This window comes from Microbacterium sp. (assembly GCF_051953575.1).
Lineage (GTDB): Bacteria > Actinomycetota > Actinomycetes > Actinomycetales > Microbacteriaceae > Microbacterium.
Map to the genome: position 1 here is coordinate 1 of NZ_JBQCIP010000219.1, position 11,848 is coordinate 11,848.

Below are 11,848 nucleotides of genomic sequence, written 5' to 3' on the forward strand. Positions count from 1 at the left end.
CTGCGGCGAGGCGTCGCGCGGTGGCGAGGCCGAGGCCGCTGGCGCCGCCGGTGACGAGGGCCGAGGCGTTCGTCAGGTCCATGCGTTCTCCTTCGAACTTGGTATCGGGTCCCACACTACGCGGTACTGCGTTCCATCGCAGGCCGCAGCTCGTCCGCGGCGCAGGGCGTGCCGGCTCAACGCTACCCACGGGGCACGCCGGGGGCATCCCCTGCCGAACCGGTGTGGGCGCGAATCGTGCAGGATTGCAGGCTCACCACTGCGGGGGCGGCGAGGCTGTGGGCCGAGACCCCGGATCCGGACCTCGCCGCCTGCATTCGTGTACGAATCAGGGCGTGGGGGGTTGGATGGGGGCATGGAGCTGCGCACCAAGCGCGTGTACGACGACCCCGCGCCCGAGGACGGATTCCGGGTGCTGGTTGACCGGCTGTGGCCCCGCGGGCTGTCGAAGGAGCGCGCCCGGCTCGACCTGTGGGCGAAGGACGCCGCACCGTCGACCGAGCTGCGCAGGGCGTTCCATCACGACGGCATGTCGTGGCCGGAGTTCGAGGCGGCATATCGCGCCGAGCTGGCCGGGCCCGCGAAGCCGGCGCTGGATGCGCTGCGCACCGAGCTCGCCGCGCACGCCGTCGTGACGCTGCTCCACGCCGTTCATGACCCGGCGCAGAACCATGCCCTGCTGCTGAAGGCTGCGCTGCGGGACTGATCGCCCCGTGAGCGCGCGCCGACGAGGCGCGGCGCGCCACGGCCGCGGGCCCACGGCAGGATGGACGCATGTCGATCCCCGTCGAAGACGTCGCCGCACCCACGAAGGTGCTCGAGCTCGCGCGCGGCGCAGCGCTCGTGCCGGTGTGGCGGAACGAGCTCGGCGGGCTGACCTTCCGCACCGACGACGGCCGGTACATCAAGCACGGGCCGCGCACGCTGGAAGGCTCGTTCGCGGCCGAGGCCGGACGGCTCGAGTGGGCGGGCGCGTACACGCCCGTGCCCCGCGTGCTCGAGGTCGGCGGCGACGACACCCACGAGTGGATGGTGACCGCCGCGCTCGCCGGCCGCTCGGCCGTCGACCCGTCGTTCCGTGAGGATGCCGCCACCGCGGTCCGCGCCGTCGGCGAAGGTCTGCGCGCGCTGCACGACGCACTGCCGGCCGCCGAGTGCCCGTTCGAATGGACGGTGCCCCGGCGCCTCGCGAACGCCGCGGAGCGCGGCATCCGCCTTCCCGACGCACTTCGCAGCGCGCCCCCGGTCGACCGGCTCGTCGTGTGCCACGGCGACGCCTGCATGCCCAACACGCTGATCGGCGACGACGGCCGGTGGAGCGGACACGTCGACCTCGGATCGCTCGGCCTCGGCGACCGCTGGGCCGACATCGCCGTGGCGTCGATGTCGACCGTCTGGAACTATGGCGAGGGATGGGACGACGCCCTCATCGAGGCGTACGGCATCGAGCCCGACCGCGCGCGACTCGCCTACTACCGGGAGCTCTGGAACGCGACATGACCGACATCACCGGGACCGTCACGAAGATCGACGGGCACGCGAACCTCGTCATCCTGCGCCGCTTCGCCGCGACCGCCGACGAGGTGTGGCGCGACCTCACCGACTCTGCGCTGCTGGAGCGGTGGATCGGCCGATGGGAGGGCGACCCCCGCACGGGGCACGTCGCCTTCTTCATGACAGCCGAGTCGGAGGATGCCGCACCCGCGGAGTTCACGATCCACGAGTGCGACCGGCCACGACGGTTCGCCGGCGACACCGCGCCGGACGCGGGCGGCTGGCATCTGTGGTTCGAGCTGGCCGAGGACTCGCCGGGCGACACCGTCCTCACCTTCGGCCAGCGCCTCGACGTCGGCGACGACATCGGGTCGATCGGCCCGGGCTGGGAGTACTACCTCGACCGGCTCGTCGCCGCCCGCGCGGGCGTCGACATCGCGACCGTGGTGTGGGACGACTACTTCCCGGCGCTGCAGCCGGCGTACGAGCGCCTCGTCGCCGGGGATTGATCGGCGCGCGGACGCGCCGGTCCGTCACGACCAGACGAACCGGAAGGTCCCCGCCGCCACCGCGGCCCCGATCGCGAGCGCCATGATCACCGCCCCGCCGAGGAACGCCACGGCATCCCGCGGGTGCAGCCGCGAAGGCCGCGACCACGTGCGCGGGATGCCGGAGCCGAAGCCGCGGGCCTCCATCGCGGTCGCGAGCTTGGTGCCGCGGCGCACCGCGAACACGAGCAGCACGAACGCCATCGAGAAGAAGCGACGGAGCGCCCCGGTGTCGCCGACGCCGCGCGCGCGGCGTGCGAGACCCATGCTGCGCCAGTCGTCGAGGAACAGCCCGAGCGTGCGCGTGCCGGCGAGCACGCCCAGCACGAACCGTGACGGCAGCTTGGCGACCTGCGCGAGCGCGTCGGCGAGCTCGGTGGGATCGGTGCGGCCGAACAGCAGGATCGTGGGCAGCGCGAGCGCGACGACGCGCAGGCACACCGCGATCGCCAGGGCGATCGAGTCGTCGCTGATCGTCGCGTAGCCGAAGGTCCAGTAGACGCGGCCGCCCGGCTCGGCGTAGAGGAGCATGCTGAGACCGGCGACGGGTGCGAACACCAGGATCGGCAGCATCCGCTTCAGCAGCGTCGCGACGGGAAGCCCTGTCAGCGGCACGCACGCCAGCTGCAGCACGATCGCGGCGAGCGCGCTCACGACATCGATCGACGCGAACAGCGGCACCGACAGCAGCAGCGCCAGCACGACCTTGGTGACCGGGTTCACCCCGTCGAGCCAGGCCGGCCGGGTCTCGACGGCGGGCGCGTCGGCGGCGAGCGCGGTCATGACGTCACCCCCACGGGCAGCCCGAGATCGATGCGGTGCGCGCCGAGGTGGCGCAGCACGTCGTCGTCGTGGGTGACCGCGACGACGGTGGTGCCGGCGGCGATCTCGGACTGCAGCAGGGCGACGAGCTGGATCCAGCCGCGGCGATCCTGGCCGAACGTCGGCTCGTCGAGCACGATGACCGGCGGCGCGTCGGCGAGCACGGTGGCCACCGAGAGCCGCCGCTTCTGGCCGCCCGACAGCGTGAAGGGGTTGGCGAGCGCGAGCGACGCGAGGTGCAGCCGCTCAAGCAGCTCGTCGACGATCAGATCGACGTCGACCGCGGCGACGCCGCGGGAGCGGGGGCCGATGGCCAGCTCGTCGCGCACCGTCGAGGCGAGGAACTGGTGCTCGGGCTCCTGGAAGACGGTGCCGATCCGGGTGAGCAGCTCGCGCGAGGTCCACCGCGACGGGCGTCGGCCGGAGCGCCCCGCCAGCGACGGTGCGGCGAGCACCTGCCCCGCCGCCTCGGGGATGAGCCCGGCGAGGGTGAGCGCGAGCGTCGACTTGCCCGCGCCGTTGGGCCCGACGATGCCGGTGGCCGCGCCGCGCGGCACGCGCACGTCGAGCCCTGCCCGCACGAACGTGCGACGGTCTCGCGAGACGGACAGACCGGATGCCGCCAGCACGGCCTCGACATCGGCCGCCGCCGGTTCGAGCACGGGCAGGTCGATCGGCCGCCCCGGCACCCACACGCCGGCCGCCGCGAGATCGTCGCCGACGCGCCCGAACACCTCGGCGGGCGCCCCGTCGGCCAGGAGGCCGCCGTCCGCCCCGACGACGATGACGCGGTCCATCAGGTCGGCCCACACCTCGGTGCGGTGCTCGATGACGACGAGAGTCGCCCCGCTCTCGCCGATCGCGTGCTCGACCGCCGCGCGCACCTCGCGCACCCCCTCGGGGTCGAGGTTCGCGGTGGGTTCGTCCAGCAGCAGCACGCCCGGCCGCATGGCCAGCACGCCGGCGAGCGCGAGACGCTGCTTCTGCCCTCCCGAGAGCGCCTTGGTCGCACGGTCGAGCGGCACGTCGAGCCCGACCGCTTGCAGCGCCTCCGCGACGCGGGACGGGATGTCGGATGCCGCGACCCCGAGGTTCTCGCATCCGAAGGCCACGTCGTCGCCCACCTTCGACAGCACGACCCCGGCGTCCGGATCCTGCAGCACGAGCCCGACCCGGCCGCGCTGCGACTCGGGCGGTGCCCCGTCCACGAGCAGGACGCCGGTCTGGTCGCCCTCGTCGGCACCGCCGAGGAGCCCGGCGATGCCCGCGAGGAGCGTCGACTTGCCGGCTCCGGACGCGCCGAGCAGCAGCACGCGCTCCCCCGGCTCGATCGTGAACGACACGTCGCGCACGGCGGGGGCTCGGCGCCCGGCGTAGCGCCAGCCCCAGCCGTCCGCCGTGATGCCGGCGGGCCGGCCGCGTCCGGCGGGACCGGCCGACCAGGCCGTCATGTCAGACCTCGCGGCGCGCTTCGCGTCCGGCGGCGAACCGGTTCAGCGCACCGGTCGCGGCGAGCGCGCGCACCGCGAGCCAGCCGACGAGGCCCGCGAGAAGCGCACCCGACACGGCGAGCGAGACCAGGTAGATGACGTTGAACTCGAGCGTCTTGAGGATGTTGGGCGAGCTCCCGTAGAACAGCTCGAACACCCAGGCGCCGACGGCCGCGCCGACGCCGGCGAGCATCGCGACGGGAAGGGTGAAGCGACGGTAGAGGAACAGCGCGAAGACGACCTCGGCGCCCAGGCCCTGCACGATGCCCGAGAAGAGCGTCGAGACGCCCCAGACGTTGCCGATCAGCATCGACACGAGCGCGGCGATGACCTCGACCAGCAGTGCCGCCCCCGGCTTGCGGATGACGAGACCGCCGATCACGCCGCCGATCAGCCAGATGCCGACGGCGATGCCGCCGAGGCCGGGGGTGAGCCCGTCCATCGCGACGAACCACGTGCCGCCGACGGTGTTCCAGGCCCAGAAGACGAGGCCGATCGCGACGCCGAGGACGGCGGCGACGACGATGTCGACGACCCGCCAGCGAAGGCGGTGCGAGGTCGCGGACGCCGAGGCGGACTCGGTGCGGGCAGACCCCGTGGCAGCAGACGATGACGCGTGCATGTGTTCTCCTCCCTGCGCCGGCATGATCCGGATCAGGTTCGACGGTCGAAGCGTGGGTCGCTTCCTCTCAGCCCGGCTCACCGGACTCCCGTGGTTGTGGCGACGAGTATACCGCCGGGCGGGCACGGTATCTTTGGCAAGTGACTCCTGACGACGCCCCCGCGCCCTCGCGGCGTGAGCGTCGCGTGCGCACGGGAGAGGTCCCGACGTCGCGCGACGGCGTGCTCACCGTCGCGCAGGAGTCCGCAGTCCCGGGCCCGCGTCCCAGCAGCACGGTCCCGGTCGACACCGCTGCCGTTCCGGCGTCGATCGCCGCCGCTCCCTTCGGGGCGGCCCAGGCCACGGCGGCGCCGTCGCTGCCGGTGTTCGAGCCGGCTCCGGTGTTCGAACCGGCGCCGTCGTTCGCGCAGGCGACGGAGTCTCAGCCGTCGGCCGCGGTGCCCCCCACCACCGGCACCGACCTCGCGGCCGCCCTCGGTTTCGTGGCGACCGGCCCCGCGCCCGTGCAGCCCGCGACCATCGGCTCCGGGCCCGCGCCCACGCCCACCGGCACGATCGCCGCCCCCGCTGTTGCGCCCGAGGTCGGGCCGTCCGCCGCACCGCCGGCCACGGCATCCGCCCCCGCCGGCGTCGCCCTCTCGTGGGTCGACCCCGCCACCGTGGGCCGTATCGGCGCACCCGGCGATCTGGCGGCCGCGTCCACACCGTACGTGGCGGTCGAGTCCGATCTGCTCTCGGATGCTCCCCGCCGTTCGCCGCTGCGTCCCGGCGTCATCGTGCCGACCCTCGCGATCGCCGGAGTGCTGGCGGCCTACGCCGGCACGACGCTGCTGTGGCCGCTGTACGCCGTGGCGCCGACGGTGACCGCCATCCAGGTGCAGCCGACCGCCGCCCCCGCGGCGGTGCCGGCCTGGCCCGCGGAGGGCAGCGCGGCCGAAGCGGTCGAGGGCATCGGCGCGCTCGCCTCGACGCCCGACGCCGATGCGATCGCGAGCATCACGAAGGTCGTGACCGCGCTCGTGGTGCTCGACGAGATGCCGCTCGCGCTGGGCGAGCAGGGCCCCGAGTACAGGTTCACGGCAGCCGACCGCAACGCCTACTGGCAGTATCTGCGACAGGGGGAGTCCGCCCTCAACGTCCCCGTCGGCGGGACGCTCACCGAGTACCAGATGCTGCAGGGCATGCTCATCGGCTCCGCGGGAAACTACGCCGACCGCCTCGCGCAGAACCTGTTCCCCTCCGATGCGGTGTACGCGTCGGCGGCGAACAAGTGGCTCGCCGACCACGGGGTGCCGGGCATCACGCTGTACGAGCCGACCGGCATCGACAAGCGCAACCGGGCGAGCGCGGAGTCGCTCATCGTGCTCGCGCAGAAGGCCATGGCCAACCCGGTGATCGCCGAGATCGTCGCGCAGAAGTCGGTCGACCTGCCCGGCGCCGGAACGGTCGAGAACACGAACGGCCTCCTCGCCGACCCGGGCGTCGTCGGCATCAAGACGGGCACGCTCGACGACTGGAACCTGCTGTCGGCCAAGGACGTCACCATCGGCGACAAGACGGTGCGGCTGTACGCGTCGGTGCTCGGCCAGCCCGACGACGATGCACGGCTGGCCGCATCGCGCGCCATCTACGCGCAGCTGGAGCAGGAGCTGCAGCTGAAGCCCTCGGTCGCCGCGGGCACCGTCGCCGGCATCGTCGAGACGCGCTGGGGCGACAAGGTCGACGTCGTCTCGTCCGGCGACGCCTCGGTGATCCTGTGGAACGGCGGCGTGGGCACGGTCGCGACGACGTTCGACCTCGGCGACGCCCGTGCCGCGGGCGAGACCGTCGGGTCGCTGAAGGTGACCGGTCCGCTCGACGGCGCGACGGTCGATCTGACGCTCGCCGCCGACATCTCGGACCCCTCGCCGTGGTGGCGCCTGACGCACCCGCTCGACCTGTTCGGCCTGAACGACTGAGCCGACGCCGAGGCCTCAGCGGATGAGGCCGTCAGCGGCGAGGTCGTCCCACAGCGCCGCCGGGATGTCGACGGCCATCAGCTCGGCGTTGCGGTGCAGCTGCTCGGGCCTGCTGCCGCCCACGACGACCGATCTCACCGTCGTGTCCCGGAGGGGGAACTGGACCGCGGCAGCCGGCAGCGGAACCCCGTGCCCCTCGCACACCGCGACGATGCGCTGCAGGCGGTCCCACAGCTCGTCGGGCATGCGGCCGTACTCGTAGCGGTCGTCGCGGGTCGGCTCGTCCTTCGCGAGCAGTCCGGAGTTGAAGATGGATGCCGCCACCACGCCGGTTCCGTGCGCATGGCAGGCGGGCAGCACCTCGTCGGCGGCGGACTGCTCCAGCAGCGTGTACCGACCGGCGATCATGATGAGGTCGAGGTCCGCACCCTCGACGGCGGCGGCGAGCGCCGACGACACCATCGAGCCGATGCCGACGGCATCCACCGCTCCCTCGTCGCGGAGCTGCTGCAGAGCGGGGAACGCCTCACGCAGGGCCAGGTCGAGGTCGTGGCGCTCAGGGTCGTGCAGGTACAGGACGTCGACACGGTCGAGTCCCAGCCGTTCGAGCGATTCGTCGAGACTGGCGCGGATGCCGCTCTCGGTGAAGTCCCACTCGCGCCGCAGCGTCGTCGGCACATGGAAGTCCGCGGCGAGGTCGAGGCCGCCGTCGTCGTCGGGGTTCGGGCGCAGCAGGCGTCCGGCCTTCGTCGAGATCACGAACTCGTCGCGGGGCTTGGTGCGCAGGAAGGCGCCGAGGCGCTGCTCCGAGAGCCCCAGCCCGTAGTGCGGCGCGGTGTCGAAGTAGCGGATGCCGGCATCCCACGCCGCGTCGAGGATCGCCCAGGCCTGGTCGTCGGTGAGCGCGCGGAACAGGTTGCCGACGTTCGCGGCACCGTACCCGAGGCGCGTGAGGGCGGGAGCGTCAGGCCGCGGCATCGACGGCTCCGAACGTGTACGCGACGCGGCTCTCGGCCTTCATCTCCATGCCGGTGCCCGGCTCCAGCGGTGCGAGGTAGGCGCCGCCGCGCACCTCGGTCGGCACGACGAAGTGCTCGTGAAGGTGGTCGACGTACTCGATCATGCGTCCCTCGCGGCTGCCGCTGACGGCCACGAAGTCGAACATCGACAGATGCTGCACGGCCTCGCAGAGCCCGACGCCGCCCGCGTGCGGGCACACCGGCACGCCGAACTTCGCGGCCAGCAGCAGGTTCGCGATGTTCTCGTTGACGCCGCCCACGCGGGCGGCGTCGATCTGCATGACCGAGATGGCGCCGGCCTGCAGCAGCTGCTTGAAGATCACCCGGTTCTGCGCGTGCTCGCCGGTCGCGACACGCACCGGCGCGATGCCGCGTGCGATCTCGGCGTGGCCCAGCACATCGTCGGGGCTCGTGGGCTCCTCGATCCAGGCGAGGTCGAACTCGGCGAGGGCGTTCACCCACGCGATCGCCTCGGACACCTCCCAGCGCTGGTTCGCGTCGATCGCGATCGGGAACCCGTCGCCGCAGACCTCGCGCGCGATCCGCAGACGGCGGATGTCGTCGTCCAGGTCGGCCCCCACCTTGAGCTTGATCTGGCCGAATCCGTCGGCGATCGCCTCGCGGCACAGCCGGGCGAGCTTCTCGTCCGAGTAGCCGAGCCAGCCGGGGCTCGTCGTGTACGCCGGGAACCCGGTGGCCAGGAGCTCCTCCTCACGCTGCGCGCGACCCGGCTCGGCGGCGCGGAGGATGGCGAGCGCGTCTTCGGGCGTCAGTGCGTTCGTCAGATACCGGAAGTCGACGAGGTCGACGATCTGCTCGGGCGTCATCCGGGCCAGCAGCTGCCACAGCGGCAGGCCCGCGCGCTTGGCCTTGAGGTCCCACAGTGCGTTCACGACGGCGCCGATGGCCATGTGCATGACGCCCTTCTCGGGGCCGAGCCACCGCAGCTGGGAGTCGCCGATGAGCTCCCGGTTCGTGGCGCCCATGTCGTCGAGGAGCGGCTCGACCTCGCGTCCGACGAGGTGCCCGGCGAGCGCGTCGAGCGCGGCCACCTGCACGTCGTTGCCCCGGCCGATGGTGAAGACGAAGCCGTGCCCGTCGACGCCGTCCGCGGCATTCGTCACAATCCTCAGGTAGGCGGCGGAGTAATCGGGATCAGGATTCATCGCGTCGGAGCCGTCGAGGCTCAGCGACGTGGGGAATCGGATGTCTGTCGTCTCGAACGCGACGATGCGGCTCACGATGGCGTTTCTCCTGCGGTTCTCGTGTTCGAGTTCGAACTACTCGACACTGACCTGTGATGTTAAACATCCGATGTCTATACTGTCAATTGCGCCTTCGGGCGTTCCGTCACACACCCACCTGGAGAGCAATGAAGTTCGCGCGCCTCGGCGACCCCGGTCACGAGATCCCCGTCGTCATCGACGGCGATCGCCACCTCGACCTGCGCCCCCTCACCTCCGACATCGACGGCGACTTCCTCGCGAGCGATCCCGTCGGCCGAACCTCCGCTGCGATCGCCGCCGGCGAGCTGCCCGAGCTGGCCGATGCGGCGGAGCTGCGCATCGGCGCCCCGATCGTCCGCCCCAGCGCCGTCGTGTGCATCGGCATGAACTACGCCGCGCACGCCGCCGAGTCCGGATCGGCGCCGCCGCCGGTGCCGGTCGTCTTCCTCAAGACCCCCAACACGGTCGTCGGACCGAACGACACGGTGACGATCCCTCGGGGCAGCGAGAAGACCGACTGGGAGGTCGAACTCGGCATCGTGATCGGCCGCCGTGCGTCGTACCTCGACTCCCCCGCCGACGCGGCGGCGCACATCGCCGGCTTCGTCACCGCGAACGACCTGTCCGAGCGCACATTCCAGCTGGAGGTGTCGGGCGGCCAGTGGTCCAAGGGCAAGTGCTCCCCGGGCTTCAATCCGACCGGGCCCTGGCTCGTCACCCCCGACGAGGTCGACGCCCAGTCGCTGCGGCTGCGCAGCCACGTCAACGGCGAGCCTCGACAGGACTCGTCGACCGCCGACATGATCTTCCCGATCGACCACATCGTGTGGCATCTGTCGCAGTTCCTGACGCTCGAGCCCGGCGACCTCGTGCTCACCGGCACGCCACAGGGCGTCGCCCTGTCGGGGCGGTTCCCCTACCTCGCGCCCGGCGACGTCGTCGACATCGAGATCGAAGGACTCGGCGCGCAGCGCCAGGAGTTCGTCGCATGGGAGGCGTCCCGATGAGCACCGAGCAGCTGGAGGGCCTCGTCGCGGTCGTGACGGGCGGCGCGTCGGGCATCGGCGCGGCCATCGCGCATACCCTCGCCGACCAGGGCGCGCGGGTCGCCGTCCTCGACCGCGACCCGTCGGGCGCCGACCCGCGTTTCAGCGCGTTCGCCGCCGACGTGTCGTCACGCACTCAGGTGGAGGCCGTGATCGCGGCCGTCGCCCAGGAGTTCGGGCGCATCGACATCCTCGTCAACAACGCCGGCATCGGCGCGCAGGGCGACATCGCCGCCAACGACGACGACGAATGGGCCCGCGTGCTGTCCATCAACGTCACGGGCATCGCACGCGTCACGGCCGCCGCCCTGCCGTGGCTGCGCCAGTCGCCCTCCGCCGCGATCTGCAACACGTCGTCGATCGCCGCCACCGCGGGCCTCCCGCAGCGCGCCCTCTACAGCGCCTCCAAGGGCGCCGTGCTGTCGCTCACGCGCGCCATGGCCGCCGATCACCTGCGCGAGGGCATCCGCGTCAACGCCGTCAACCCCGGCACCGCCGACACCCCGTGGGTCGGACGCCTGCTCGACTCCGCTCCGGATCCGGCCGCCGAGCGGGCAGCCCTCGAGGCCCGCCAGCCGCACGGCCGCCTCGTCTCGCCGGACGAGGTCGCCGGGGCCGTCCTGTACCTCGTGAGCCCGCAGTCCGGCTCGACCACGGGCACCTACATCGAGGTCGACGGCGGAATGGCGGCGCTGCGGCTGCGCCCCGCCGGCAGCTGACGGCGGAGTGGATGCCCGCGGCCGCCGCCGCCGGCATCCGCTCATCGCCCCGGTCAGATCAGGCGGTACACCCGCTCGGCGTTGGCCGCGAGCACGGCGTCGGCGCCGCTCGCGCCCAGCCGGTCGAGGGCCCATGCCGACACCGCTTCGGCCCAGCGACCGTCCGGCTCCGACACCGGCCAGTCGCCGCCGAACAGCAGGCGCTCGGGGCCGAAGGCGGCCAGCGCCACGTCGAGGAACGGCCGCAGCTGCGCCGCCGTCCATTCGCCCTCCGACTCCGCGGGCAGTCCCGACAGCTTGCACACGACGTTCTGGCGCTCGGCGAGCGCTGTGAGCGCGGACGCCCACGCCGTGCCGGCGGCGGGCGCCGGCGCCCCCGCGCTGCCGACCGCCGGCTTGCCAAGGTGGTCGAGCACGATCGACAGGTCGGGCACGGCATCCGCCAGCGCGGCTACGTCGGGCAGCTGATGTGCGCGGACGCACGCGTCGAACGTCAGGCCGGCGGATGCCACGGCCTGCGCCGCCGAAAGGAACCCGGGCCGCAGGGCGAACCCGTCGGGCGCCGACTGCAGCAGCCGCCGGATCCCGACCACGAGGGGGCGGCCGGCGTACTCCTCGAGGTGCGCCTCGGCGGCGGCGGGGTCTTCGAGCGGCGCGTGCGCGACGATGCCGCGCACCCCCGCCCGTGCCGCCAGCGCGGCGACCCAGTCCACCTCGGCGACGGACTGGCGCGGGGCGCAGTCGGCCTGCACGAACACGAACCCGTCCGGGGCTGCCGGCGACTCGGCCACGGCCGCATCGAGCTCATCGGGACCGAAAGATCGGAGCAGCCTGCCTTCGAGCCAGTCGTACTCGAGGACGCCGGGGTCCCACAGGTGCAGGTGACTGTCGACAGCGCAGATCG

General features: G+C 72.8%; 12 protein-coding genes and 1 riboswitch. Of the genes, 6 read left to right on the forward strand and 6 right to left on the reverse strand.

Translation table 11 applies throughout. From position 1 onward, the window contains the following. The first annotated feature begins 355 nt into the window (after positions 1–355). The 3 genes from ACTHNQ_RS13295 to ACTHNQ_RS13305 all read left to right on the forward strand — a co-directional run bounded on the left by ACTHNQ_RS13295 (position 356) and on the right by ACTHNQ_RS13305 (position 2,003). Positions 356–706, forward strand: coding sequence for a DUF488 domain-containing protein (locus ACTHNQ_RS13295; protein ID WP_440334065.1), 351 nt, complete (start codon positions 356–358; stop codon positions 704–706). 68 nt (positions 707–774) lie between these two features. Beyond that, a complete protein-coding gene (locus ACTHNQ_RS13300) occupies positions 775–1,500 on the forward strand; it encodes a phosphotransferase (RefSeq protein ID WP_440334066.1) in 726 nt (241 codons plus the stop codon). Continuing rightward, positions 1,497–2,003: an SRPBCC domain-containing protein gene (locus ACTHNQ_RS13305; RefSeq protein WP_440334068.1), complete on the forward strand. Its 507-nt coding sequence runs from the start codon at positions 1,497–1,499 to the stop codon at positions 2,001–2,003. The genes ACTHNQ_RS13300 and ACTHNQ_RS13305 overlap by 4 nt, the downstream gene beginning before the upstream one ends. Positions 2,004–2,027: 24 nt before the next feature. On the opposite strand, the gene ACTHNQ_RS13310 is transcribed toward ACTHNQ_RS13305, so the two are convergent. From ACTHNQ_RS13310 to ACTHNQ_RS13320, 3 genes are all read right to left on the reverse strand, one after another. After that, complete coding sequence (locus tag ACTHNQ_RS13310) at positions 2,028–2,825, reverse strand: energy-coupling factor transporter transmembrane component T family protein (RefSeq protein WP_440334069.1); 798 nt, start codon at positions 2,823–2,825, stop codon at positions 2,028–2,030. Further along, positions 2,822–4,315, reverse strand: coding sequence for an ABC transporter ATP-binding protein (locus ACTHNQ_RS13315; protein ID WP_440334071.1), 1,494 nt, complete (start codon positions 4,313–4,315; stop codon positions 2,822–2,824). Before ACTHNQ_RS13315 ends, ACTHNQ_RS13310 begins: the two co-directional genes overlap by 4 nt. A 1-nt stretch (position 4,316) precedes the next feature. Then, positions 4,317–4,976, reverse strand: a complete 660-nt coding sequence (locus tag ACTHNQ_RS13320; RefSeq protein WP_440334073.1) for an ECF transporter S component — start codon at positions 4,974–4,976, stop codon at positions 4,317–4,319. Next, a riboswitch (TPP riboswitch) is annotated at positions 4,969–5,078 on the reverse strand. It overlaps the preceding gene by 8 nt. A gap of 38 nt (positions 5,079–5,116) precedes the next feature. Here ACTHNQ_RS13320 and ACTHNQ_RS13325 point away from each other — a divergent pair. After that, positions 5,117–6,934, forward strand: a complete 1,818-nt coding sequence (locus ACTHNQ_RS13325; RefSeq protein WP_440334075.1) for a D-alanyl-D-alanine carboxypeptidase — start codon at positions 5,117–5,119, stop codon at positions 6,932–6,934. A gap of 15 nt (positions 6,935–6,949) precedes the next feature. Here the strand turns inward: ACTHNQ_RS13325 and ACTHNQ_RS13330 are convergent, their stop codons facing one another. Then, entirely contained in the window at positions 6,950–7,912 is a 963-nt protein-coding gene (locus tag ACTHNQ_RS13330; protein ID WP_440334076.1) for an aldo/keto reductase, read from the reverse strand. Further along, positions 7,899–9,194 (reverse strand): L-fuconate dehydratase, encoded by a 1,296-nt coding sequence (locus ACTHNQ_RS13335; RefSeq protein WP_440334078.1) that lies wholly within the window; start codon positions 9,192–9,194, stop codon positions 7,899–7,901. The genes ACTHNQ_RS13330 and ACTHNQ_RS13335 overlap by 14 nt, the downstream gene beginning before the upstream one ends. A 131-nt stretch (positions 9,195–9,325) precedes the next feature. Here ACTHNQ_RS13335 and ACTHNQ_RS13340 point away from each other — a divergent pair, with 131 nt between their 5' ends. Together ACTHNQ_RS13340 and ACTHNQ_RS13345 are read left to right on the forward strand one after the other, a co-directional pair. Further along, positions 9,326–10,186, forward strand: coding sequence for a fumarylacetoacetate hydrolase family protein (locus ACTHNQ_RS13340; RefSeq protein WP_440334080.1), 861 nt, complete (start codon positions 9,326–9,328; stop codon positions 10,184–10,186). Further along, positions 10,183–10,944, forward strand: a complete 762-nt coding sequence (locus ACTHNQ_RS13345; protein ID WP_440334082.1) for an SDR family NAD(P)-dependent oxidoreductase — start codon at positions 10,183–10,185, stop codon at positions 10,942–10,944. The genes ACTHNQ_RS13340 and ACTHNQ_RS13345 overlap by 4 nt, the downstream gene beginning before the upstream one ends. Positions 10,945–10,997: 53 nt before the next feature. On the opposite strand, the gene ACTHNQ_RS13350 is transcribed toward ACTHNQ_RS13345, so the two are convergent. Continuing rightward, positions 10,998–11,848: amidohydrolase family protein (locus tag ACTHNQ_RS13350; RefSeq protein ID WP_440334084.1), on the reverse strand; the 851-nt coding region annotated here is incomplete at its 5' end.